General features: G+C 61.4%; 22 protein-coding genes. 8 read left to right on the top strand and 14 right to left on the bottom strand.

The window, feature by feature from the left end:
• The first annotated feature begins 18 nt into the window (after positions 1-18).
• Positions 19-645 (top strand): MarC family protein, encoded by a 627-nt coding sequence (locus AQ621_RS15325; protein ID WP_022990652.1) that lies wholly within the window; start codon positions 19-21, stop codon positions 643-645.
• On the opposite strand, the gene AQ621_RS15320 is transcribed toward AQ621_RS15325, so the two are convergent.
• On the bottom strand, positions 634-1,431 hold the full coding sequence (locus AQ621_RS15320; RefSeq protein WP_058342129.1) for a type 2 periplasmic-binding domain-containing protein: 798 nt from the start codon (positions 1,429-1,431) through the stop codon (positions 634-636). The two genes, AQ621_RS15325 and AQ621_RS15320, sit on opposite strands and share 12 nt — an antisense overlap.
• A 32-nt stretch (positions 1,432-1,463) precedes the next feature.
• Here AQ621_RS15320 and AQ621_RS15315 point away from each other — a divergent pair, with 32 nt between their 5' ends.
• On the top strand, positions 1,464-2,048 hold the full coding sequence (locus tag AQ621_RS15315) for a gamma-glutamylcyclotransferase (protein WP_058342128.1): 585 nt from the start codon (positions 1,464-1,466) through the stop codon (positions 2,046-2,048).
• Between the two features lie 140 nt (positions 2,049-2,188).
• A complete protein-coding gene (locus AQ621_RS15310) occupies positions 2,189-2,506 on the top strand; it encodes a hypothetical protein (protein ID WP_058342127.1) in 318 nt (105 codons plus the stop codon).
• On the opposite strand, the gene AQ621_RS15305 is transcribed toward AQ621_RS15310, so the two are convergent.
• Complete coding sequence (locus tag AQ621_RS15305; protein ID WP_058342126.1) at positions 2,487-3,416, bottom strand: DMT family transporter; 930 nt, start codon at positions 3,414-3,416, stop codon at positions 2,487-2,489. The two genes, AQ621_RS15310 and AQ621_RS15305, sit on opposite strands and share 20 nt — an antisense overlap.
• A 327-nt stretch (positions 3,417-3,743) precedes the next feature.
• Between AQ621_RS15305 and AQ621_RS15300 the strand changes: the two genes are divergently transcribed.
• Positions 3,744-4,691 carry a LysR substrate-binding domain-containing protein gene (locus tag AQ621_RS15300; protein WP_058342125.1) on the top strand — a complete coding sequence of 316 codons (948 nt, stop codon included), beginning with the start codon at positions 3,744-3,746 and terminating at the stop codon, positions 4,689-4,691.
• A gap of 341 nt (positions 4,692-5,032) precedes the next feature.
• Here the strand turns inward: AQ621_RS15300 and AQ621_RS15295 are convergent, their stop codons facing one another.
• From AQ621_RS15295 to AQ621_RS15285, 3 genes are all read right to left on the bottom strand, one after another.
• Positions 5,033-7,531: an acyl-CoA dehydrogenase gene (locus tag AQ621_RS15295; RefSeq protein WP_058342124.1), complete on the bottom strand. Its 2,499-nt coding sequence runs from the start codon at positions 7,529-7,531 to the stop codon at positions 5,033-5,035.
• A gap of 78 nt (positions 7,532-7,609) precedes the next feature.
• The gene (locus tag AQ621_RS15290) at positions 7,610-8,500 is read right to left on the bottom strand and encodes a prenyltransferase (protein ID WP_058342123.1); all 891 of its coding nucleotides are present in this window, start codon (positions 8,498-8,500) and stop codon (positions 7,610-7,612) included.
• A 44-nt stretch (positions 8,501-8,544) separates the two neighbouring features.
• Positions 8,545-9,432, bottom strand: coding sequence for an AEC family transporter (locus AQ621_RS15285; RefSeq protein WP_058342122.1), 888 nt, complete (start codon positions 9,430-9,432; stop codon positions 8,545-8,547).
• 124 nt (positions 9,433-9,556) lie between these two features.
• On the opposite strand from AQ621_RS15285, the gene AQ621_RS15280 reads away from it, so the two are divergent.
• Positions 9,557-10,738 (top strand): MalY/PatB family protein, encoded by a 1,182-nt coding sequence (locus tag AQ621_RS15280; RefSeq protein WP_058342121.1) that lies wholly within the window; start codon positions 9,557-9,559, stop codon positions 10,736-10,738.
• A gap of 3 nt (positions 10,739-10,741) precedes the next feature.
• On the opposite strand, the gene AQ621_RS15275 is transcribed toward AQ621_RS15280, so the two are convergent.
• Together AQ621_RS15275 and AQ621_RS15270 are read right to left on the bottom strand one after the other, a co-directional pair.
• Positions 10,742-11,680, bottom strand: a complete 939-nt coding sequence (locus AQ621_RS15275) for a DMT family transporter (protein WP_227508363.1) — start codon at positions 11,678-11,680, stop codon at positions 10,742-10,744.
• A 39-nt stretch (positions 11,681-11,719) separates the two neighbouring features.
• Positions 11,720-12,964: a succinylglutamate desuccinylase/aspartoacylase family protein gene (locus AQ621_RS15270; protein WP_227508362.1), complete on the bottom strand. Its 1,245-nt coding sequence runs from the start codon at positions 12,962-12,964 to the stop codon at positions 11,720-11,722.
• Positions 12,965-13,149: 185 nt separating this feature from the next.
• Here AQ621_RS15270 and AQ621_RS17430 point away from each other — a divergent pair, with 185 nt between their 5' ends.
• The gene (locus AQ621_RS17430; RefSeq protein WP_022989318.1) at positions 13,150-13,308 is read left to right on the top strand and encodes a YqaE/Pmp3 family membrane protein; all 159 of its coding nucleotides are present in this window, start codon (positions 13,150-13,152) and stop codon (positions 13,306-13,308) included.
• A 9-nt stretch (positions 13,309-13,317) separates the two neighbouring features.
• Here the strand turns inward: AQ621_RS17430 and AQ621_RS15265 are convergent, their stop codons facing one another.
• Positions 13,318-14,955: an MBL fold metallo-hydrolase gene (locus tag AQ621_RS15265; protein ID WP_058342120.1), complete on the bottom strand. Its 1,638-nt coding sequence runs from the start codon at positions 14,953-14,955 to the stop codon at positions 13,318-13,320.
• A gap of 288 nt (positions 14,956-15,243) precedes the next feature.
• On the opposite strand from AQ621_RS15265, the gene AQ621_RS15260 reads away from it, so the two are divergent.
• Positions 15,244-15,669, top strand: coding sequence for a thioesterase family protein (locus tag AQ621_RS15260; protein WP_058342119.1), 426 nt, complete (start codon positions 15,244-15,246; stop codon positions 15,667-15,669).
• Positions 15,670-15,675: 6 nt separating this feature from the next.
• Here AQ621_RS15260 and AQ621_RS15255 read toward each other — a convergent pair whose 3' ends face one another.
• From AQ621_RS15255 to AQ621_RS15235, 5 genes are all read right to left on the bottom strand, one after another.
• Complete coding sequence (locus tag AQ621_RS15255; RefSeq protein ID WP_227508361.1) at positions 15,676-16,998, bottom strand: MATE family efflux transporter; 1,323 nt, start codon at positions 16,996-16,998, stop codon at positions 15,676-15,678.
• Positions 16,999-17,247: 249 nt separating this feature from the next.
• Entirely contained in the window at positions 17,248-17,748 is a 501-nt protein-coding gene (tpx, locus tag AQ621_RS15250) for a thiol peroxidase (RefSeq protein WP_058342118.1), read from the bottom strand.
• Positions 17,749-17,881: 133 nt separating this feature from the next.
• Positions 17,882-19,099, bottom strand: coding sequence for a multidrug effflux MFS transporter (locus AQ621_RS15245; protein ID WP_058342117.1), 1,218 nt, complete (start codon positions 19,097-19,099; stop codon positions 17,882-17,884).
• 222 nt (positions 19,100-19,321) lie between these two features.
• On the bottom strand, positions 19,322-20,233 hold the full coding sequence (locus AQ621_RS15240; protein ID WP_058342116.1) for a LysR family transcriptional regulator: 912 nt from the start codon (positions 20,231-20,233) through the stop codon (positions 19,322-19,324).
• Positions 20,234-20,472: 239 nt separating this feature from the next.
• On the bottom strand, positions 20,473-21,624 hold the full coding sequence (locus AQ621_RS15235; protein ID WP_058342115.1) for an alpha/beta fold hydrolase: 1,152 nt from the start codon (positions 21,622-21,624) through the stop codon (positions 20,473-20,475).
• Between the two features lie 182 nt (positions 21,625-21,806).
• Between AQ621_RS15235 and AQ621_RS15230 the strand changes: the two genes are divergently transcribed.
• Positions 21,807-22,700, top strand: a complete 894-nt coding sequence (locus tag AQ621_RS15230; protein ID WP_058342114.1) for an acyltransferase — start codon at positions 21,807-21,809, stop codon at positions 22,698-22,700.
• A gap of 14 nt (positions 22,701-22,714) precedes the next feature.
• Here AQ621_RS15230 and AQ621_RS15225 read toward each other — a convergent pair whose 3' ends face one another.
• The gene (locus AQ621_RS15225) at positions 22,715-24,700 is read right to left on the bottom strand and encodes a ribonuclease R family protein (RefSeq protein ID WP_058342113.1); all 1,986 of its coding nucleotides are present in this window, start codon (positions 24,698-24,700) and stop codon (positions 22,715-22,717) included.
• Positions 24,701-24,731: the final 31 nt, after the last annotated feature.

The raw sequence follows: 24,731 nt of genomic DNA, 5'->3' as shown, positions 1-24,731 counted from the left end.
TGTGCCGGATTTGCCTCAATGCTTGAAACGTTTTTCTCGACCTACCTCAGCAGCACCATTCGCTTCCTGTTCCTGCTGGCGCCGTTTTTCGTGGTCACCATGTTCCTGGCGCTTACCCGGGGGTTACCGGCAGCCGAGAAGGCGTCGATCATCCGCCGGGCCTGTGTGTCGGCGTTTATTCTGGGGGTGATCCTGTTCTTTGCCGGCCCGCTGCTGTTCAACGCCATCGGTATTACCCTGAACTCGTTCCGCATCGGGGCCGGCAGCTTGCTGTTCCTCACCGCTATCAGCCTGGTGAACAGCGGTACCCGCAACCATGCCACCGGCCTGCCGGATGAAGATCGCGATGACATCGCCGTGGTGCCCCTGGCCATTCCGGTGATGATTGGCCCGGCAACCATTGGTGCCATCCTGGTTTACGGTGCGGAGCTCAAGGCCGTGCCGGAAGTGGCGGGCGGTTTGCTGGGGCTGGTATCTGGCTTGCTGATCCTGGCGGTGTTGCTGCGGTTGTCCAGCTACCTGGAAAAGGCCCTGGGCAAGACCGGCCTGAACATCATGTCGAAGATCAGCGGCCTGATTCTCTCGGCCATGGCGGCGGAAATCGTTCTGACCGGTATTGCCGGGTTTATGGCATCAGTCGCCTGAAGGTAAGGCCGGAAACCGGTATTTTTCCTGCAGTTGCTGTGGAATTTCGGGGTTCTGCTCAAGAAAATCGGCCAGTGCGTTGATGATGTCCGGGTGCCGGGCAGATGACAGATGGTAGCTGCTGAGGCTGACCGGCAGCAGGTGGGCCGCGGTTTCAAAGCGCCCTGTCGCGTCCAGGTTGCGGAAATGGTACTCCGCCACCGGCGCCGCCAGGTTGATCACTTCTACCCGACCGGCCAGCGCCATCAGCACCAGGTTTTCCGGCGATGACGCGGTAATCAGTTCAACATCGCCCTGGTCGATCCGGTCCTGGAATTTCCACGGGGTAAAGCCGTGTATGGTGCCGTAGTCGGCCATCTGCTCCCGGGTGATGCCGGCGTTTTCCCGCAACACGTACAGGCCATCGGCAAAGTGCAGCAGCGGCGGCGAATAGCTCAGCTCCATGCCCAGTTTTTCGGATTTGTTCCAGTTGGGGTGATCGGGCAGGGCGAAGTCATACAGGCCCCGGGTGTACTCCCAGATCATCCGGCGCACCGGCCGCACCTTGTACTCGAAGCGGATAGCCTCGGCCGCAGCAAAGGCATCCATCAGGTCCCGCAGGTAACCGGAATACTCGTTACTGGCTAAATCAGCCTTGTAGATGGGATAGTAATCAATATCCTGAACCACCACGCTGTAGGTGGGTATTGGCTGGCTGTCCGGCTCGGCTGCGCTAACCGGACACTGGATGAGCCAGCCGGCAAAGCTGGCCAGAAATGCCAGCCGGATTGAATGAAAAACCTGCAATTGAAACGTCTCCCGGAAATATCAGGACAGGAATGACTGCTAATACTATCGACCACAATCGGGCCCGGTACAACTTTGAGGGTATCGAATCGGTATGGCTGTTTGGCTATGGCTCGCTGATTTACAAGGTGGATTTCCCGTTTCTGGAACAACGCCCTGCCACTATTCGCGGTTGGGCCCGGCGGTTCTGGCAGGGTTCCCACGACCACCGGGGCACACCGGAAGCACCGGGGCGGGTGGTTACCCTGATTGAGCAGCCCGGAGCCCGATGCAAAGGCATGGCCTACCGGGTATCGCCCAATGTCTTCGAGTACCTGGATGTGCGGGAGAAAAACGGCTACCTGCGCTTCAGCACCACCATGACCTTCGACGACGGCAGCCACGCCGAGGGGCTGGTGTACATCGCCACGGAGGATAACGAGGCGTTTCTGGGCGCGGCTCCGGAAGCGGATATCGCCGCCCAGATTGCCGCTGCCGCCGGGCCCAGCGGCCCGAATTCCGAGTATCTGCTGCGGCTGGCGGAGTCTTTGCGGGCATTGGGCGACGACTGTGTGCATACCTTTGCGATAGAAACGCACCTGCTTGGCAACGAACCTGTCGTGGTTAAGGACCGTTAAACGTCAACCGGTGTAAAGCTTGTGCAAATTCGCCCTTCGGGCCCTGACAACACCCTTCTGTTCAGTAATCTGACGGCAAGGCTTCACGGAAAGTTTCCGTATAGCATGGTTTCAGTCGGTCAACAGATGGGAGAGTCATCATGAAACGACTACTGATCAGCAGTACCCTGATTGTCGCCCTGGGCTTTGCCGGCCTGGCACAGGCAGACGGCTACCGTGGCCATGGCCACCCGCCGGGCATCCAGAAACAGCTGGAACGGGGCAAGGCGCTGCCGCCGGGGCATCAGAAGAAGTACCTGCGCTCGGAATGGCGGGACCGCCACGATCACTACCGGAATCGTGACGATTACCGGAACGGATACCGCACCAGCTACGGCTACGACGACCGTCTGCCGCCGGAGCATCGGGTAGCGCGGATTATCCGCGATACCCAGGCGATCATTGAGCAGACCCGCTGAACCCGGGTTCCAGCTCTTTCTGCGGTGTTTCCCGGCTGGCGGGGTTAAAGCCCCGGGCCGGTGAACGCCGTCTCCGGTGCCGCAGGCCGATCAAGACCAGCGGCACCACGATCATCATGCTGCCGGCCAGGAACCACAGGTCCGGCACCTCCCCAAACCAGATCCAGCCAATGGCCACCGCCCAGATCAGCCCGGTGTATTCGGCGCTGGTGACCTGGTTGGCATCCACCTGCCGGTAGGCCAGCAACACGGTGATGTTGTAACCCAGGATGAACAGGGCCGAGCCGGCGGCGCTGACCAGGATCTGCAGGTTCCACGTTGCCCCTTCCCAGAATGCCAGTGCGGCTGCGGCCGGTATGATCAGCAGGTAGTTCAGGAACAGCTTGTGCACGGTGGTTTGTTCTTTCGGCAGCTGGCGCACCATGACGGCGTTGATGGCCAGGGCAAAGGCCGAGCCCAGGGCAGCGATGACGGCCCAGTTGAACTCCACCGGGCGCAGTATCACGATGATGCCGGCAAAGCCGCTGAACACGGCGGTGACGCTCAGGGGCGTGAGTTTTTCCCGGAAGAATACGGCCGACAGCACCATCACCAGTATCGGCGCGGCGTAGAACAGGGCGTTGGCGGTAGCCAGCGGCAGGTTGGTGAGGGCGATCACCATGCATACGATGCCGACCAGGTGGATGTGGGCGCGGATGGCGTGGACTTTCAGGCCGCCGAAGAGGTTGCCTGTGTCGAGTTTGCGGGCCAGCGGCAGCAGGAACACCAGGGTGAGTACGCAGCGCAGGAATGCGAACTGGAAGACGGGGGCGCCGGGGTCCATCAGTTTGATGAAGACGTCCGAGAGTATGGCCATGGCGTTGCCGATGACCAGCAGCAGAATGGCGCTGTTGACGGTTTTGCCTGACACTTTGGTGTTTCCTTCCTTTATCCAGCCTTCATAGTTTGGTGGCAGGATCAGTCCGGGTTGTCCCTCCGAAAACCGCTGCGAGTACATCCATGTACGCTTGTCTCCGCCCCTCTGCGCTTATTGCTCCTGCGTCGCGCAGAGGGTCCTGGGCAGGCCATCCCTGGCCAGCCCGTGAAGTGCTTTCGCCCTTCACCCATGGCTACGAACATTTTCGGAGGGACAACCCGGACTGATCCGCGAAATTCTGTGGTGAGTCTAATGAAGTGCTACTATCCGATAAAATGATCATTATTGAACAGTCATTAGAAAAATAGATAGCTGGCGTCAATGAGACTACCCCCACTGAAAGCCCTCCCCGTATTCGAAGCCGTTGCCCGGCTGAACAGCTTTTCGGCCGCTGCCGAGGAACTGGCCATCACCCAGAGTGCAGTCAGTCACCAGATCAAGCAGCTGGAGACCTATCTGGGCGAACGGCTGTTCTGGCGCTCCGGTCGGACGGTGACGCTGACCGACGAAGGGCGGCAGTATTTTGATGCCATTGGCACCGCCTTGTTGCAGATTGAACGGGCGAGTGAACAGTTGCTGGGGCATGAGGAGTCCCGGTTGCGGTTGTCGGTGTTCAGTTCGTTTGCGGTGCGCTGGCTGGTGCCGCGGTTGCCGGAGTTGCAGCGGTTGCACCCGCAGATTGACCTGGCGCTGGAGATGAGCAGCGAGAACCCGGTGTTGTCGGATCGGGTGGCGGATTGTTTTATCACCATCCACACCACGGCGCCGGCCTACAGCTATGAGCATTTGTACACGGAGCGGTTGTTTCCGGTGTGCAGCCAGGATTACTGGCAGCGTATCCGGCGAGAGTTAGGGCGTGACGCGGAGCCGGAGGGGCGGGATGAGAGTCCGGTGTCGCCGGAGGATATCGCGCGCTTTCCGTTGTTATCGACCCACAGCATTTTCGACAAACCCGCCGGTGACTGGCAGGCGTGGTTCCGGGATGTGGAGCAGCCGTTGCCGTCTGCTGCCCGTGTTCAGCATTTCAGCCACATGCTGCTGGCGCTGGAAGCTGCGCGGTTCCATCAGGGAATCGCCCTGACCAACGACTATATGCTGAGTACCCGGAAGGATTCCCAAGACTTCGTTCGTTTACCGACCCATTCGGTGGTGACCGGCGATAAGTTCTACTTTGCCTGGAAAACCAGCCGCCGGCGGGAACGTGGGATTCAGACGTTACGGCGGTGGTTGGTTGACGAGGCAATTCGGGGTGGGCTTCGGGGGGAGTGATCCTCCTAGCCTGCTGTCTGGGTGCTTAGAACAGGGCGGGCGAGCCTTTCCAGAAAGCGCTCTAGCCTTCCATGGGCGCTTGTGTTCCGCCATCCATGGCTCCACAAATTTCTGGAAAGGCTCGCCCGCCCTGTTCAGTTATGCCTTGTGCAGTTCGCTTTGTTAAAGTCGGATTTTCGGGGCGGCCTGCACATGGTCTGGGGAAAGCCTTGGCGGGAGGGGGCTCCAAAAATGTGCGGAGCCATGGATGGCGGAGCAGAAGCGCCACATGGATGTGCCGTAAGGAGCGGTTTTTGGAGCCCCCTCCCGCCAAGGATTGACCTCCACCCATACAAGTAACCCTACTCCGAAGACCGCTCGACAACTTTACGCTTACCGGTAGCCGCTTTGGCCAGGGCTTTCAGGCCATCAGCATCAAACGCATCTACGCGGATCACGTCGTACAGGGCCGTCAGGGCTTCTTCCAGCTTCGGGCACTCGTCGGCTGTTACGATACCCTGGGCACAGGCCCAGTCCACCAGCTCCTTGCGCTGATGCCCCATCAACAGGGCAATGCCGTCCAGCTCGTCTTCGTCGCGGCTGCGGATGGCTTCGTGCAGGCGCTGGCGCATGTCGGCGGTTTCGTTGGCGAGTTTGTAGGCGTTGAGAACACGGCCCAGAGGATCGTCCGGATCCATGTTGATGAAGGTACCGCGGCTGATGCGCTGGCGTACCGGTGTGTCTTTCACAATGGTCGCCGCTACCTTCGCGCCCAGCTTGTCATCCGGGCCGTTCAGGCCGGTGGCGCCGAGCGGGAACACCAGCAACCGTAGCGGCCAGCGCAGGGCCGTTACCGGGAAGTTGATGATGGCGTCGCGCATGGAGTCCTGCAGGTCGTGCAGGCAGGTTTGCAGGCACCATTCCACCAGGTCTCGCTGGTCGTCCGGGTAGCCTTCCTCATGCCATTGCTTGATCACCGCCGTGGCGTAGTACAGCTGCACCAGGCAGTCGGCCATGCGGCCAGACAAGCGCTGGCGGGCTTTCAGGCCACCGCCGACGGTAAGCAGGGTGACGTCGGTCATCAGGGCGAAGGCCGCAGAGAAACGGCCCAGTTGGCGGTAGTACTTCTCGATGTCGCCGTGGCGTGGCGCGGTTTCCAGCCAGCCCTTGCTCAGGCCCAGTACCAATGCACGCAGGGCGTTGCGGGTGGTGTGGGCCAGGTGGCGGTAGAAGATGCCGTCGAATTTCTTGGCGGCCTTGTCTTCGTCTTCCATGCCCGCCGCTTCGATTTCCTCGACGATAAACGGATGGCAGCGGATGGCGCCCTGGCCGAAGATCATCAGGCTGCGGGTCAGAATATTCGCGCCTTCCACGGTAATGCCGATGGGCACGGCCTGGTAGGCCCGGGCCAGGAAGTTGCGGGGGCCGGTGATGACGCCGCGGCCGGCTACTACGTCCATGGCGTGGTTGATCACTTCCCGCATCAGGTCGGTGTTGCGGTATTTCAGCACGGCCGAGGGCACGGACGGCCGTACGCCCCGGTCCAGCATACCGGCGGTCAGCAGGCGGGCAGCGTCCATCATGTAGGTGTAGCCGGCAATGGGTTCCAGGGCTTCCTGCACGCCTTCAAACTGGCTGATGGAGCGGCCGAACTGTTCCCGTGTGTAGGCGTACGACCCCGTAGCCAGGCTGGCCAGTTTGCCGGCACCGGTGCCGAGGGCTGGCAGGGAGATGGAGCGGCCGATGGACAGGCATTCCAGCAGCATTTTCCAGCCCTTGCCGAGCATGTCCTGGCCGCCGATGACCTGTTCCATGGGAATAAAGACTTCATTGCCCCAGGTGGGACCGTTCATGAACACCGTGTTCATGGGCAGGTGGCGGGCGCCGGCGTGCACGCCGTCGGTATCCCGGGGTACCAGCACACAGGTCACGCCAATGTCGTCGTCGCCGCCCAGCAGTTTTTCCGGGTCATAGACCTTGATGGCCAGGCCGATCAGGGTCGCCACCGGGGCCAGGGTGATGTAGCGCTTGTTCCAGGTGACCTTCAGGCCCAGTGCTTCCTTGCCGTTCCATTCGCCCTTGCAGACGATGCCTTTATCCGGAATGGCGCCGGCATCGGAGCCGGCCACCGGGGATGTGAGGGCAAAGCAGGGAATCTCTTCGCCACCGGCCAGGCGCGGCAGGTAATGCTGCTTCTGGTCGTCGGTGCCGTAGTGCATCAGCAGCTCGCCCGGGCCCAGGGAGTTGGGCACCATCACGGTGACTGCCGCCGATACGCTGCGGGTGGAGATTTTCATCACGATTTCGGAATGGGCGGTGTTGGAGAAGCCGAGGCCGCCGTCTTCCTTGGGTATGACCAGGCCGAAGAAGCCGTTTTCACGGATGAATTTCCAGGCTTTTTCGGGCAGGTCGTAGTGTTCGTGGGTGATCTGCCAGTCGTCCAGCATCTGGCAAAGTTCTTCCACCGGGCCGTCGAGAAATGCCTGCTCTTCACTGGTCAGGTGCGCGGGGGCGGCGTCCAGCAGCTTGTTCCATTCCGGGTTGCCGGAGAACAGTTCGCCATCCCAGTCTACAGAGCCGGAGGCCAGGGCTTCCTGTTCGGTCGGCGACAGCTTGGGCAAGCGGCTGCGGACCCAGCCCAGCAATGGCCGGCTGAGCTTGTCGAGGCGGAGGTCTCCGGGCAGGGTGATCAGCAGGGCCAGTGCCAGCAGGATACCGCCAATCAGGAAACTGAGGATGTGCCAGTCGTCGTTGGCCACCCCGATCAGGGTGGCGACGGACATCACGATCGCGGCGGTTTTGCCACCAATGCTGAAATAGATCAGCACCAGGGCACTGAGAACCAGAAGCAGGACGCTCATCAACAGATCTCCATATCAAAATGTTTGCCCCTAACCATCGGCTATAGATCAGTCAGTTGCAAGTGAAACCACCGGCTTTCAGAGGCTGATGCCCAGCACCAGCAAGGCCAGGGTGGACAGCAGTACGGCGACGTTGGCACCGAGTACCTGATTCAGCGCGGCGGGGTTATCCAGGCACGCTGGCAGTTGCCGGCTCAGCCACAGTGCAACGGGCAGTGGCAGCAGCGCCAGCAGGCTCCAGGCTGGTATCAGGTTGAGCCAGGTGGCAGCGGCAATAAGCCCGAAGCTTCCCAACAACAGCGTTGCGACCAGTTTGCTGGCGGCGCGGGGGCCCAGGGTAATTACCAGGTGCCGGCGGCCGGCTTTGCGGTCGGCCTCGGCATCGGGGATCTGGTTGATCAGCAGCAGCTCGCTCACCAGCAGCAGGGCGACGCCGGCGCACACCAGTGCGGTGGCATCCAGCCGGGCGCCCAGGGCAATCAGCGCACCCAGCACCATCACCGGGCCAAAGCCGATACCGGGGGCCAGCAGGCACAGCCAGGGGGAGCGGGTAATCCAGCGGGTGTAGGTGAGCACCAGCATTACGCCGGCGGCGCCGAGCACAAACATGGGCAGGCCGCGCAGCCATAGAAAGTACAGGCCAATGGCAATCACCAGAGCCAGGGTGCCAAGGGCGGCAAAGAGCACCCTTCTGGCCGCCGAGGGAGTTTCCGGCAGGGCTCCGCTGCCGCCGGAAAACGGCGTTCGCCGGGTGGTCAGGTCCAGCCCTGAGACAAAGTCTTCGTACTCGTTCAGCAGGTTAACGGCGGCATGGGCCAGAACCGCGCCGATGAACACCAGCAGGGTATCCAGCAGGGCGGGTGGTTCACCCTGCTGCCAGGCCACGGCCAGCCCGAGCCCGACACACAGCGGTGCCAGTACCAGGAAATTGGGACGGGAGGCGCGAACAACCGCTACTGCTTCAGACATGGAATACCGTACCTGGTAAATCGAAATCGTGCGTTGAAACCCGGTTATACGTAGCCGGCGGAAAATACCAGCCCGAGCACCACCGGCATTACCACCAGGCTGCCGAGGTTGCTCAATAATACCAGCGATGCCACCTTGTGGGGTTCCTGCCGGTACTGCTCTGCCACCATGTAGTTCAGCACCGCCGGCGGCAGTGCCGCAAACACCCACAGGCTGGCGACCTGAAGCCCCGGCAGGTCGAGCATTGCGATCATTGGCCAGGCCAGCAGCAGGCCGCTGGCGGGGCAGGCGATGGCGCCGATCAGCCCCAGTTTCCAATCGCTGAAGTCCACATCCAGCATGCGCACCCCCAGCGCAAACAGCATCAGCGGAATGCACACGCCGCCCAGCATGTTCAGGGTTTCCAGCAGCCAGCCGGGCAGGGCTACGCCACTGAAATTCACCGCCAGGCCGGCAATACTGGCAAATACGATGGGCAGGCGCAGACGTTTCACGATCGAGGTATGGGGGTCGAGCATGTACAGGCCCACCGAGAAGTGCAGCAGCATTTCCACGATAAACAGCACAATGGCGGCCGGCAGCGCCGCTTCGCCAAAGGCCAGCACCAGCAGGGGGATGCCCATGTTGCCGGAGTTGTTGAACATCATCGGTGGCAGGAAGGTTTTCAGATTCAGGTCCAGCGCCCTGGCCAGCGGGTAGAGCACAACCCCGGAGCCAAGCACAATCACCGTGGCGGCCAGGGCCAGCCCGCCGTATTCCTGCAAGGGAGCCTGCTGGTCGGCGAGCACCGCAAACACCAGCATGGGCACAAACAGCTCCATATTCAGCACGTTCAGGCCCTGGATGTCGGGCGTGCGGTAGCGGCCATACAGGGCGCCGCAGCCGGCGATAAGGAACACCGGTAGCATGGTGGACAGGATTTGCGCGATCATAGCGGGTTCCGATAGCGAGTGCCGAAGCGGCCTGTTAGCAAAGCCGACAGGTTCGCAAGTCCCCGGCCATTGGGCAAGTGGCCGTTGGTATCGGGCAGCGAAAAACCATCAGTGGAGAACGCCTGTGACTGCGGATTTTGACCAGCCGATCCCGAGGGAAAACACCCATTCCGTGAAATTCGATGTATGCCGGGCCGTGTTCGGCCGGGCGGATGTGATCCCGGTGTGGGTAGCTGACATGGATTTCGCCGCCCCGGAGGCGGTTACCCAGGCCCTGAAAGCCCGGGCCGAGCATCCCGTGTACGGTTACACCCTGTTTCCGGACAGCCTCTACCAGGCCATGATCGACTGGTTTTCCGCCCGCCACGGCTGGCACATCGAGCGGGACTGGATTCTGATGGCGCCGGGGGTGGTGCCGTCACTGCATGCCGCCTGCATGGCCTACGCCGGGCCCGGTGAGGGTGTGATTATCCAGTCACCGGTTTACCCGCCGTTCTTCAGCTCGGTGCAGGACAGCGGCCGGGAAGTGATCGAGAACCCGCTGTGGCTGGATGAAACCAGCGGCCAGTACCGGATGGACCTGGAACATCTGGAGCTGTGTGCCGCCCGGGCCGATGCGCGGATTCTGATGCTCTGTTCCCCCCACAACCCGGTGGGCCGGGTCTGGTCGGAGGAAGAGCTGGAAGCGGTGCTGGATATTGCCCGCCGGCACCAGCTGGTGATTCTCTCGGATGAAATCCACTGTGACCTGACTTTTCCCGACAAGCCGGCTCATACGGTGCTGGCCAAACTGGCCAGGCCGGAGGACGCGGTGATCACCGCCGTAGCCCCCAGTAAAACCTTCAATATGCCGGGCCTCGGGCTGTCTGCCCTGGTGATTACCGACCCCGGGCAGCGCCAGGCCATGAAGGCGGTGTTTGATTCCATGCACCTGCCCCAGTGCAACCCGTTCAGCGTGACCGGTTTTGAAGCCGGATACCGCCACGGCGCGCAGTGGCTGGACCAGTTGATGGCCTATCTGCAGGCCAACCGGGATTATGTTTGCGGGCAGGTGGCGGAGCGGTTGCCGGGAATCAAGGTATCCCGGCCGGAAGGCACCTACCTGATGTGGCTGGATTGCCGGGGGCTGGGGCTGGACGATGCCGGGCTGAAAAGGTTCTTCGTGCAGCAAGCCGGGGTGGGCATGAACCCGGGTATTTCCTTTGGTGATCCGGGCAGTGGCTTCATGCGCCTGAATATCGGTTGCCCCAGAGCCGTTCTGGCGCAGGTGCTGGAGCGTATTGAAACCGCCCTGAACCAGCGCTGAGGCCTACTTCTGGTATACCGGCGGCCGCCGCCCCACCCGGGTGGCCAGCAGCAGGCCGGCCAGGATCAGCAGGGCGCCGAACAGGTGGTAAAGCCCCAGTGACTCGCCCAGGAACAGGATGGCGAGAATGGAAGCAAACACCGGCGTCAGGTACATGAAAATGGCTGCGTTGGCGGGGCCGATTTCGTGCACGGCGTGGTTCCAGAACGCGTAGGCCAGAATGCCCGGGAAGATGGCAAAGAACGCCAGCGGCAGGGCGGTACTTCCGGACAGTTCGAAACCGCCGCTGAACCACAGCAGGTCACCCAGATAGAACGGCAGGATGACCAGGGTGCCCAGCAGAATCTGGGCGGTCAGAAAGGTCAGCGCCGGCAGGGGCACGACGTGTTTGCGCAGCAGCACCGAGAACACGCCCCAGCTGAACACCGCCGCCACCATGATCAGGTCCCCGGGCTGGGCTTGCAGCTGGGCAATAATCCGAAGATCCCCCCGCCCGATCACGATCAGTATGCCGACAATGGCCAGCCCGATACCCAGGGCCTGGACCGGCCGCGTGCGTTCCCCCAGCAACAGCCAGGCCAGCAGGGCGACAAAGATCGGGATGGTGGAATTGATCAGGGCGATGTTGGTGGCGGTGGTGGTCATCGCCGCGTAATACAGCAGGGAGTTGAAGGCCGCTACGCTGAAGGTGGCCAGCACCAGAAGTGTCACCAGGTGCTGGCGGATCACCTGCCGGTGCCGCCAAAGCCCGGGGAGCCCGAATGGCAGGATCAGTGCCAGGGCGATCACCCAGCGCCAGAACGACATGGACAACGGCGGAATGTGTTCCACGGTGGCCCGGGCGACCACGGCATTGCCGGCCCAGAACAGCGGCGTCAGCACCAGGCCGATATAGGCCATGCCTGGAATTTTCGACAGCATGCCGGCGTTATCTGCAGCCACGGGGAGTCCTCGGGATCAGTGCATCAAACGCCTAGCATACTACTCTCCCGGGACTTCTGCCTCCGTACCAATGTGGTAGGCGGCAAAGCCGGCCATCACCACCTGGTCTACCGCCATACCGATTACCCGGCCGTTGGAATTCGAGCGGATGGGGTATTGTTCGTTGGTGATCGGGTCGGCCACGTAGCCGAGGATTTCACCCTCGGAAATCCGGTCACCCAGGACCACGTCGCTGAACAGAATGCCGCCATGCTGGGCGCGAATCCAGGTGGAGTCGTAGTAAACCGGCTGCGGATCGCCCCAGACAAACATCCGGGAAATCATGCCGTGCTTTTCCATCAGGCTGTTGAGGCTGTTTACGCCGGCTTCAATCTGGTGTTCCTGGATGCGGAGCGATTCCCCCGCTTCCAGGGTTACCGCGCGAATGCCCGCGTTGACCGCAGCCGTGCGCAGCATGCCCGGTGAACCGCTGCTGTGCACCACCGCCATGCGATCAAAGCCCCGGGTGAACTCGGCCACTTCCGGGTTGTTCATATCGGCCCGCAGCTGGGGCAGGTTGGTACGCTTGAGGGAACCGGTGTGGATATCCACCAGCATGTCGCAGTGGCCGATTACATCGGTGAACAGGGAATGGGCAATCCGGTCTGCCAGGGTGCCGTCGGGGCGGCCGGGGAAGTACCGGTTGAGGTCTCGCCGGTCTGGCAGGTAACGGCTGCCCTGCTGGAAACCGCTCAGGTTGACGATGGGAACTCCCACCACGCGGCCGCTCAGCTTGGCCGGGTCCAGGTCGTACATGGCCCGGCGCACGATTTCGATACCGTTCAGTTCGTCACCGTGAATCGCGCCGGTCAGGCACAGGGTGGGGCCGGTGTGAGCACCGTTTACCACCAGAACCGGCGTGGTCTGGGACAGCCCGGCAATCTGGATATTAGGGGACCATGCCAGGCGGGTAGAGGTTCCGGGCAAGACTTCCTTGCCCAGCAGGGTGAAGGTTTCCGAGGGTACCGGTTCGGGCCCTGCCAGTTCCGATTCCGATTCTGGCTCCGGTTCCGGCATGGGCGCCACTTTCTTCAAGTCGACGTTGGGGGCAATCTTGCGCGGCTCGGACTGAACCACATCTTCGACATTTTCATCTTCCGCGAGCTGCGCGATTAGTGGAGCCGGCATCGCCGCACCGGTCGGAGAGCTGCCGGCATTAGCACCAGCGCCCATTGGCACCAGCGCCAGCAAAAAACAGGTGAGCAGGGTGCGGTTTGCGGAGTAGTCGCGTTTGGGAAACAGCATAAGTCCTCAAGTACCTTGACCAATCGGCCCAAGCATAGGGCCCGCGGGGTGTCATGAATACCGCTGTGACGAAGCTTTAATGCCACTTTCATGATTCAGGGCCGGATATTGGCCGGCCTGTTGTGTATAACAGTGCTATCTTGCAATGATATGAACCGTTATACGCTCACCAAGGAGATAAGTGTATGGACCTTTTGCGAATTCTGATTGCGATTCTGTTACCGCCGTTAGGTGTTTTTTTACAGGTAGGTATCGGCAAGCACTTCTGGATTAACATTGTGCTCACCCTGCTCGGTTATATCCCGGGTATTGTTCACGCCGTCTGGGTGATCGCCAAGAAGTAACCCGGCTGGTCAGGCCGGGTGCACGGTGTGCCAGAGCTCATCCTTCTGGAACGCCCTGTGCTCGGCCTCCAGTTTCAGCAGGTGCGCCAGGGCCGAACGGGCCGCCAGGCCATGAATGGCCGCGGGTACATCGTCATAGGCCTTGGCGGTGAGATCTTTAAGGGAAACCGGTGCCAGGGCTTCCAGCGCCCGGAAAATCTTGTGTTCCCGTGACAACCGGTGGGTGATCAGATAATCAATCACCGCCTCCGGCTGGCCCATCAGAAAGCCGTGGGCGGGGGCAATAAACCGTACCGGTTCTTCCAGCAGTTCGTACAAAGACTCCACATACGCCTTCATATCGCCGTCCGGCGGATTGATCACCACCGTTGAGCCTTGCATGATGTGGTCGCCGGCGAACAGCAACTCTTGCTCCAGCAACAGAAAACACAGATGGTTCGAAGCGTGGCCGGGCGTGTGCAGAACCTTCAGAACCCCGGCTTCGGTAACAATCAGGTCTTCGTGCGCCGGTTCATCGTCCGGGCTGAAGGCCTTGTCGTGGCTGGGCGCATCCGGCGCCGGCCAGCCGAACACCCGGCAGCCGGTGCGTTCCTTCAAAACCCGGGCCGCCGGCGAATGGTCCATATGGGTATGGGTGGTCAGCACCTGATCCACCACCCCGCCAGTCAGCTCCAGAATCCGCTCGATGTGGGCCTCGTTCACCGGCCCCGGATCGATCACCGTAAACCGCTCATGGCCCAGAATGTAGGTGTTGGTACCCGGCCCGGTCATCATGCCCGGATTCGGCGCCGTCAGCCGTATCACCCCGGCTGCCACCTCCACCGGCTCACCCGGAACAATCTCCGCCCGGGTGGACCCTTCGCCTTCCGGGTCCAGCTTCACCGCCTCGTCATAGGCCGGCGCATTGGGCTCCAGCAGCACCGGCTGGCCCTTGCGAAGTGCCGGCCACGGGTCGGTCGGAAACGCCTCCGGCGGATTGGCGTGGGCATAGCGCATCAGCTCGGCGGTGGTGCTGAAATCACACAACACCCGCAACGTGCGAATCGTCGGCAACCCCAACAACCGTTGCCCGCCCCGATGCTCCTCCAGCGCCTGCGCCGGCGAAATCCACACATGGTCAATGGTCTCGGTGCCATCATGACGGGCAACCTGACCCTCCGGCGCCACCGCCACAAAAAACCGCGTATCAAACCGCCGCGGCGGCCCCGGCGGGGTCACCCAGTGGCTCAGATACGCCAGCCGGTCCAGCGGCAACGTCAGCTGATGCTTCTCACACAACTGCGCCAGCGAAACCTCCTCCCGGAACAACGCAAACCGCTCACCATGCACCGCATGACCGGAATCCACCAGCTTCCCGGAACCCTCCTGAGCCAGCAGAATCCCCGCCTCCTCAAAACACTCCCGAACCGCCGCCAACATATAATCCGCGCCGCCCTCATCCAGGCTCATGGTCTGACTGATGTCAGCATCTTCAATCCCGATCGAATGCGCCCGCGCCTCCGGCTCCTGTTGGTTAACCGCCCCGCCGGGGAACACAAAATACCCCGGCAGAAACACCGCCTCCCAGGTGCGCTGCAGAAGCAGGACTTCAATGCCGTTGTCAGTATCTCGGGTCAGAGCCAGGGTGGCCGCAGGGCGAATGTCCATAGGTGTCTCAATGTCTTATTAGATTATTGGTGCGCGCACAAGGTTAGAGTGGGGATTGGGGAAGGGCTTTCCAAAAATTTGCGGAGCCATGGATGGCGGAGCAGAAGCGCCACAGGGATGTGCCGTAAGGAGCGGTTTTTGGAAAGCCCTTCCCCAAGCGCCACAAATACCCGGAGTTAGTGCGCATGGTGTTTAGCAAGATACCCGAATAACCCACAGGATGAGAAGGGACAAAGGTAGGAGTATGATGCAGCCCCAACACCAAAGCGCAAACCAAGGAACCCCGCCGTGGCCAGAATCAAACTCGAATTCCCGGACAACGCCTTCTGCTTCGAAACAAGGATGCCGGTCAGAATCACCGACATCAACGGCGCCAACCACCTGGGCAACGACGCCCTGATCTCCATGCTCTCCGAAGCCCGTGCACAGTTCCTGGTGGAATACGGCGTTGAAGAAGGCGGCGAGGACGGCTCAGGCATCATCGTCACCGACCTAGCCACCATGTACCAGGGCGAATCCTTCTACCCGGACATGCTGCGCTTCGAAGTGGGCCTGATGGACTTCAACAAATACGGCGGCGACTTCGTATTCCGGGTAACCAAGGCCGACAGCGGCCAGCCCGTTGCCCTGGCCAAATACGGCTTTGTGTTCTTCAACTACAAAACCCGCGAAGTTACCCTCATGCCGGAGAGCTTCCGCGCCCGCTTCGCCTGAGCCGCATCATGCCGGCCGGCGCAGCCGGTTCATACCTTGCCGGTACAGGCTATAGGCCATGGCACCGGCCAGCAGGTTGCCAATCAGGGCGCCGGTCATCAGGCCGGTCAGCCCGGATACCTGCCCGCCAATCCAAAGCAGCGGCAGGTAGCAGGCAAACAGCCTCAAGGTGGAAATCAGCAGCGCCCGCATGGGCATGCCCAGGGCGTTGTTCACCGATACCATCAGAATGCACACCCCCAGCCCGCTGTAACTCAGCGGCACCCGCAGCAGGTAGCTCAGCAGAGTGTCCTGTACATCGGCATCCGGGCTGAACAGGGTTGATACCACGCCCGAGGCGCCCAGCCACACCAGCCCGATAAACAACTGCCAGCCCAGGATAAAGCGCACGGCAATACGCACCAGTTTGCGGATATTCTCCAGATCACCGGCCCCGAGCATACGCCCGATCATCGGCGGCATGGACATGGTCAGCGCCAGCACCACCACAATGGAAAAAAACTCCAGCCGGGTACCCAAACCCCAGGCCGCCACGGCGGCGGAGCCGAAACCTGCCACCAGGGCGGTGGCGAGCATGGCGGAGATCGGTGGCATCAGCTGGCTGACCATCGCCGGGGCCATGATGCCACCCAGCTGGCGGACAGCTTGGGCCAGTTGCAGCTGGAGCAGGTCAAAGCGCAGCCAGGCCCGTTTGAGCAAGGTGGGAAACACAATCAGGGCGCCGATACTGAAGGCGGTGATGGTAGCCCAGGCGGCACCGGGCAGACCCCAGCCAAAGACAAAGATGTACAGCGGGTCCAGCGCAATGTTGAGCAGGCTGGTGATGATCATCATATAGCCGGGCAGGCGGGTGTCGCCGTTGGCCCGGCATACGGCGTAGCTGAAGTACACCATGGCGCCGGTCCAGGCCGACAGCAGCCAGGGTGCCCAGTATTCGCGAATCACCGGGCGCAGGGCCTGTTCGGCTCCGAGCAGGTCCAGGATTACGCTTTGCAGTAGCCAGACCGACAGGCAAAGCGTCAGCGCAAGGCCGGCGCCAATGGCGATTACCAGGCCGCCGAGGCGCTGGGCGCGCAGGTCTTCGCCCTGGCCGAGGGTTCGGGAGATGATGGCGGTGGTGGCGATGCCCAGGCCCACGTACATGCCGCTGACCAGTTGTTGCATGGGCACGGTGAAGCCCAGGGCTGCCAGTGGGTCCCGGCCAAGTTGGCCGACGAAGAAGCTGTCGGTGAGCTGGAAGGTCATCAGGGAGAGCACGCCGAACAGCATGGGCCAGGTCATGTGGTAGAGCTGGCGGCCCAGGGAGGCGTTTTGCAGGTTTTTGTGCACGTCGAGTTGGGTGCCTTGGTTCTGAGTGTGGCGGGATTCTAACAGTTCGCGGTAGAGAATTGGTGAAAGCAGCCGGGTGGCGATGCCCTTCCAAAAACCGCTCCTTGCGGCACGTCCGTGTGGCGCTTCTGCTCCGCCATCCATGGCTCCGCACATTTTTGGAAGGGCATCGCCACCCGGCTGCCCCTACTTCGGAGGATTACCAGTGCCACACGGTCATGTATGGTGCCGGTTCCAGAAAGTGTTGGTTCAGAGCACCTTCAAGGCCGCATCATAATCCGGCTCGTTCTTGATCTCGCTGACCAGTTCGCTGTGGATAACTTTGTTATTCTCGTCCAGAACCACTACCGCACGGGCGCACAGGCCGGCGAGGGGGCCGTTCTGGATGGCTACGCCGTAGTCTTGCTGGAAGGCGTAGTTGCGGAAGGTGGAGAGGGTTTCCACGTTGTCCAGGCCTTCGGCGCCGCAGAAGCGGGAGGCAGCGAAGGGCAGGTCGGCGGAGACGACGAGGACGACGGTGTTGTCAAGGCCGCCGGCTTTTTCGTTGAATTTGCGGGTGCTGGCGGCGCAGACGCCGGTGTCGATGCTGGGGATGATGTTCAGGATTTTGCGTTTGCCGGCCCAGTTATCGAGTTTCACTTCTTCCAGGCCGCTGCTGGTGAGTGTGAAGGGGGCTGCGTTGTCACCGGGCTTGGGGAATTTGCCGTCGATTTCGATGGGGTTGCCGTCCAGGGTTACGTTGTTCGCCATGGTTTGCTCCTTGCTGATTGGTTTCGGGAATTTGTACTTACTCTATGTAGCCTAGTTTGGATGAGTTTTCATCCATGCAGTTTGTAAGGGTTTAGCACAAGGGGAGGGCTTGGTTGGGGGACGCTTTCAATAACTACTCTGCAGCAGCTTGGGCTTCAAAGCTCTGTGCGGGGTAACGCTGCACCATCAGCAGGTAGCCGAGTAAGCCGAGGGCGGCGAAGCCGGCGATGAGGGTGGCCATGACCAGGGGCGTGCCGTCGTGCAGTACGCCTACCAGGGCACCGGCTCCGGCGGCGCTGGTCATCTGGGTGAAGCCGAGCAGGGCCGAGGCGGAGCCGGCCATTGTAGGGTGGTTAGCCAGGGCGCCGGCCATGGTTTGAGGTAGCACCATGCCAGTTCCGGCCATGAACACGGCTTGGGGCAGGATGACTGCCCAGGGGCTATACACCTGCTGGTAAGCCAGCAGGGCCATGGTGGCGCCGGAGGTGACGGTTATGATCAGGCCGTAGAACAGGATCTGGTCCGGCTGGAAACGGCTGGCCAGGCGGATGGAGACCATGTTGCCAAGCAGGTAGCCACCGGCAGTGATGGCGGTGTACAGGCCGAAGTGTTCCGGGGCCACGCCAAGTACGTCGATCAGCACGAAGGCGGAGCCGGACAGGAAGGCGAACAGGCCGCCATAGATAGCGGCACTGGTGAGGGTATAGCCGATAAAGGTCATGTCGGTGCCGATGCGGCGGTAGTTACGCAGCAGGCTGCACAGGCGGAACGGTTGGCGGTGTTCGGGGCGCAGGGGTTCCGGGATGCCAAAGGCGATGACGGCGACCATGATCAGAGCGTAGGCGGCCATGACTATGAAAATCCAGTGCCAGTCCATAAAGGCAACGATAAAGCCCCCGAGCGTCGGCGCGATGGCCGGCGCCAGGGCCATCATGCCGGCGAGCAGGGCGAGGATTTTTGTGGCGTCTCTGGGAGTGTAAACGTCCCGCACGATGGCGCGTGCCAGTACCGGGCCGGCGGAGCCGCCGAGGGCTTGGAGGAAACGGAACAGTTGCAGGGTTTCGATGTTGCTGGCCAGGGCGCAGCCGATACTGGCGAGGGCGAACAGCAGCATGCCGCCGATCATCACAGGCTTGCGGCCGAAGCGGTCGGCCAGTGGACCGCAGACGAGCTGGGCGAGGGCAAAGCCAATCAGGTAAATGCTCAGGGTTAGCTGGACCTGATCGGTGCCGGCACTGAAATCGGCTCCGATCTGGGGCAGTGCCGGCAGATACATATCAATCGCCATGGGCGCGAGAGCCACGGCAGCCGCCAGCAGAATGGTTGTCCAGATACTTGTTAGTGCTAGCACATTTGTTCCTGACTTCGGTGGAGTGTCAGGTTGGGGGACGGCTTTCCAAAACACGCTGTGAATACATCCTTGTACGCTCTGCTCCGCCATCCCTGGCTCCGCAAGGTTTTGGAAAGCCGTCCCCCAACCTGACAAGCGACATGTGAAGCGGAAGTCTAGGGCGATCAGTCGGGAAAAATAATGGCCTGAGCTTTCATGCAATATATGAATGAAATCGATTAATTAAGCGTGCAAGCCATTCATGGTGGCGGCCACCGAATTCACCTGGTTGCGAACCCAGCGGTGGGCGGGGTCGGTCTGGTGGCGGCGGTGCCAGAGCATGAGCAGGGTAAACGGGTTGTACTGGAACGGCAGCGGCACGTACTCGAAGTCCCGCATCAGGCCATTGCTCATGCGTTCGGGGGCGGAGGCGAGGAGGGTGGTGCCTTTGAGGAACGCCGGCAGGCCAGAGAAGTTGGACACCGTCACCGCGCTGTGCCGGTTCATGCCGCGGGCTTCCATAGTGCTGTCGAGCCCTGGCTTTTCGCCGGTTGCGAACAGCACGGTGATGTGGTCCGCGGCCATGTACTCCTTCAGATCCGCCGGCGCTTGCCGTTCGTTCTGGTCGTAAAACACCACCATCCTGTCCGCCATCAGCCCGCGCTGCATGATGTCTGTGGCCTCCGGCGCGAACGGACTGATCACCAGGTCACAGGCCTCCTTGCGCAGCAGATCGGCATTGGGAATACCGGAGGGAATCACCTGCAAATGAATCCCCGGCGCCTGCTCCCGCAGAATCCCGGCCAACCCCGGCAGCAACAAATCCCGCTGATAGTCGTTGGCGGCAACGGTAAACGTAAACTCCGCCGTCGCCGGATCAAACGGCGGCCCGGAAGGCAGCGTGCGTACATCGTCCAGCAGCTGCCGGATATGAGGCCCGGTGCGCAAGGCATAGTCCGTAGGCACAATCCCCCGCCCGGACTTCACAAACAACGGATCCCCGAACGCCTGCCGAAGCCGGTCCAGGGTATGACTCACCGCCGACTGACTAACCCCAAGCCGAACCGCCGCCCGGGAAACACTCCCCTCGTCCAGCACAGCCAGAAAGGTCACCAGAGACCGTAAGTCCAGGTTCAATATATCAATGGATTTCATGGATGGAAGTGTAGGGCAGGAAAGCCCCCAAGTCATCGTTGTAAGACGAGAAACGCAGGCATAAGAAGAGCAAGAAGGCCCTAAAAAAGTTAGAGGAGGCAGGTGGCAGGGGGTAGGCCTTCCAAAAATGTGCGGAGCCATGGATGGCGGAGCAGAAGCGCCACATGGAAGTGCCGAAGGAGCGGTTTTTGGAAGGCCTACCCCCTGCCACATGCCGGCCATCACCCAAGCTAAAAGCCTCAGTCAGACCGAACAGCAAGCCACTCCGCAAGCTCCAACCATGAAGCCCGAGGCGCCTTGCTCCCCGCCAGGATCCCCATATGCCCACCCGGCGCCACCCGGAAGGTCTTGTCCGCAGAGCTGACATGATCCATCACCCGCTTCGCCGCCCCCGGCGTCGCCAGGGTATCCTCCTGGCCGGCAATCGCCAGTAAGTTGGCATTCACATTCTCCAGCCGCGCAAAATCCTCACCAATCTGAATTTGCCCCTTCGCCAGCTGGTTATCAATCCACACCCGCACCACCGTGTCCTGAATCACCCCGCCCGGGTAGGCCACCATCCGGTCCAGGAAAGCCGACGTCGTGGCATGGTTAGTCACAAACTCCCGATCACCCAGGCGCACCAGCAGCTCCCAGTAACCCATCACACTGCCCACCGGATTGGTCAGCTTGAAGCCGATGGTATTGGCCCAACCAGGCGTGTAGAACCAGTGGGGTTTCAGGTCATGCAGCTTGAACCCGGTACGCTTGCGCACCACCCCCGCCACATCGGCAATGCGCTGGTACATCCAGCCGATGGCGCCGGAGGCATGGCTGTCGATGGGCAGGCCCAGCACGATGGCGTTGCGGATATGCTGGTCTTTGCTTAAAGCGGAATAGAACAGGGTAAACATGCCCCCCATACTCCAGCCATGCAGCGACAACTCCTGCTCGCCACTGTGCTCCCGCACCCGGTTCAGGTAGGCCGGCAGCAACTCCGCCACATAGGTGTGCATGTTGTAGTGGGTGTGTTCCCGTTTCGGGATGCCCCAGTCAATCAGGTACACCTCAAAGCCCTTGGCCCGCAGGAACCGCACCAGGCTGCGCTGGGGGAAAAGATCGTAGATCAGCATGTTCACCGCCAGGGGCGGGATGATCACAATCGGGGTGCGGTGGGTTTTCCGTTCTACCGGAATCACCATGCCGTCCAGCTCGATGAAGTCTTCCTGCAGCGGCGGGTAATAACGCAGGCTCACCAGGCCGTCACTGTGCAGGGTTTCGAAAGGGGTTTGCCCGGCCTGTACCAGGCTGGCGGCGCGGAATACCCGGTCAAAGGCATTGCCGGCGTAGAGTGCACCCTGCCGGGTGAGACCGGAGGCGGTATTGCGGACCGTTTTCAGAACACTGGGCATGGGCCTTCCATCATCGACTGCTGTTCAGGGAATGGGGTAAGGATAGGGCGGCAGTAGTGCCGGCACCATGGCAAATCCGTCACAGATGACCGGCACAATGGTCACTTCGGGCCACTGCCCAAGTGCCCCGGCGATTGCTATGATGCAGGCCTTCGGAACCAATAACCTACAACAGGATTACCATGCTGAGCTTTCTGCCTGCGCCCCTGATCGGCATTCTCAACTCCATTCTGCTGGGTCTCAACACCCTGTTCTGGTGCCTGCTGCTGTACATTCCGGCCATCCTGAAGCTGATCGTTCCCCACAAGGGCTTCCGGGTGCTGTGCACCAAGGCCATTATCTGGGTGTCGGAATCCTGGGTGGCCTGCAATACTGGCTGGATGAAACTGACCCAGGGTACCCGCTGGCAGGTGACCGGTGCGGAAAACCTCAAGCGCGAAAGCTGGTACCTGGTGTTAAGTAACCACCAGAGCTGGGTGGATATCCTGGCCATGCAGCGGGTGTTCAACCGCAAGGCACCGTTTCTGAAGTTCTTTCTCAAACAGCAGCTGATCTGGGTGCCGGTGATCGGCCTGGCCTGGTGGGGCCTGGATTTCCCGTTCATGAAGCGCTACAGCCGGGAATACCTGATCAAGCATCCGGAAAAACGCGGTGACGACCTGATTGCCACCCGCAAGGCCTGCGAGAAATTCCGCTATACCCCGGTCAGCGTGATGAACTTTGTTGAAGGCACGCGCTTTACCCAGGCCAAGCACGATAAACAGAAATCACCCTACCAGCACCTGCTGGTGCCGAAGGCGGGCGGAGCGGCGTTTGTGCTGGATGCCATGGGCGATTCCATCGACACGCTGGTGGATGTCACCATCGCCTATCCGGCCGGAGCGCCCACCTTCTGGGACTTCCTGTGTGGCCGGGTGCCGGAGATCCAGCTGAATATCAGTACCCGGAGCATTCCCGAGCACCTGAAAGGGCGGGACTACTCCAGCGATGCCGAGCATCGCCGGAACGTGAAAGACTGGCTGGGCGAACTTTGGCGCGCCAAGGATGAGCGCCTGTCCAGAATGCTGGAGAAGTAAGTACGAGGGCGGCGTCAGCCGCCCTCTTTGTCTGTACCGGTGGGGATTTCTTCGGCGCTCAGCAGCTTGAAGTTGATCTGCCGGCGCTCGTCGTCCACCCCGGTAAAGCTCACGGTTACCCGCTGTTCCAGCTGGAAGATGCGGCCGTTCTTGTTGTGCACCAGGCGCAGGGTGACCGGGTCAAAGCTGAACTTTCCGTCCAGGTCCTTGCAGCTGACAAAGCCTTCCAGGCCGTTGCAATCCAGTCGTACAAAGAAGCCGGAGGGCATGGTGCGACTGATGGTGCCGTCCATGGGGTCTTCCGGCAGTGTCTTGGCGTAGTCTGCTTTCAGCCAGGTTTCCAGGGTGTTGGCAGCCTGGCGGGCCCGGAACTGGGTGCTCTGCAGGGCTTCCAGCTGCTGGCTGTTCAGGGCCTTGATGGGGCAATCCCAAAGCGCGGCCTTGATCAACCGGTGTACATAGAAATCCGAGAACTTGCGCAGCGGTGAGGTAAAGGTGGTGTAGGCGGCCAGCCCCATACCCTGGTGGGGCGCGGCTTCAAAACCCAGCTCTGCCCGGGCCAGCTGGCGGGACAGAATGGATTTAACCGGTACTTCCGCTTCCAGTTGCTCGGTGTGTTTCATCAGGGCCTTGAAGCCTTCGGCGGTGCTGGCATCGTGCTCGACCAGGTGCGGTGCGTAGCCTTCCAGCAGCTTGCGGATGTTGTCAGCACGGTCGTCCCGCAGGCCCGGGTGCTGGATAAACAGCCCCTGGCCCTGCTGGTTCAGGAAGTCAGCGGCGCAGCGGTTGGCCGCCACCATGCACTCTTCCACCAGCCGGTGGGCTTCGTTCTGCACTGCCGGCTCAATCAGCCGGATGCGCTTGTTCTCGTCCAGCCGCAGGCGGAATTCCGGCCGGTCGTTGCTCAGCAGTGCGTGTTCGGCGCGCCATTTACGCAGGGCGGTGGCGGCCTGGTGCAGCTGGTCCAGGCTGTTGGCCACCGCGTCCGGCAGGGCCTTGATGTCGTCGTCTTCCCGGCCTTCAATCAGGTGCGAGACCAGCTCGTAGCTGAGCTTACCCTTGGAGCGGATAGTGGCCTGGTGAAAGCTGTAGTCACCCAGGCTGCCATCGTTGTTCACCTGCAGGTCGCACACCAGCGCCAGCCGGGGTACATCCGGCATCAGTGAGCACAGGCGGGTGCTGATGGTGTCTGGCAGCATGGGCAGCGGCTCGCCCGGGAAGTAGATTGCCGTGGCCCGGTTGAAGGCTTCTTCCTCGGCCGGGCTGCCCGGTTCAATCATCGCCGTCGGGTCGGCAATGGCAATGGACAGAGTCCAGCCGGTGGCGTTGGGTGTGGCCATCAGGGCATCGTCCATGTCCTGGGTGCCCGGGCTGTCGATGGTTACATAGGGCTGTGCGGTGCGGTCTTCGCGGCCACCGGTATGGGCGGAAACAGACTCTTCGCCCAGGGCATCGGCCTGCTTCTGCACTTCGTCCGGCCAGGCGTCGGCCAGGTCGAAGTTGGCCAGGGTGAAGGCCCGTTCGATGCCCGGCTCACCGGCCTTGCCGATAACCCGAAGTACCTTGGCCTGGCCCTTGCCGTCCTTGAACGGGTGGCGATGAATCTGGCAGTAGATGAAGTCGTCCGGCTGGGCGTTCATGCGCTCTTTCGGCGGAATGAAGATCCAGCGGTTGATGCCCGGGGTTTCCGGCGCCACAAAGTGGCCCTTGCCCTTGATCAGGTAACGGCCCACGAAGGTGGTCAGGTGCGATTCCAGAAGCTCGTCCACCACGCCCTGGGTTTTGCCCTTTTCCACTTCCTGTTCGGTAACGTTTACCCGGTCGCCGGGCAGCACCTTCTGCATTTCCTCGGGCGGCAGGAACACGTCCCGTCCTTCGTCCAGGGCCACAAAGCCGAAGCGCCCGTTGGTGGGCTTGACGGTACCCGGGAAGACCACCTTGTTCTGCTTGATATCGGTTTTCAGCTGGCGCAACTGATTGAGAGCGTCGGCATTGAGCATGGAGAAATAACCTGGCTAAAAATGTGTGATG

This window comes from Marinobacter sp. P4B1 (assembly GCF_001447135.1).
GTDB lineage: Bacteria > Pseudomonadota > Gammaproteobacteria > Pseudomonadales > Oleiphilaceae > Marinobacter > Marinobacter vinifirmus.
The sequence above is the reverse complement of the archived record's forward strand: the minus strand, read 5'-3'. Positions and strand labels throughout refer to the sequence as shown.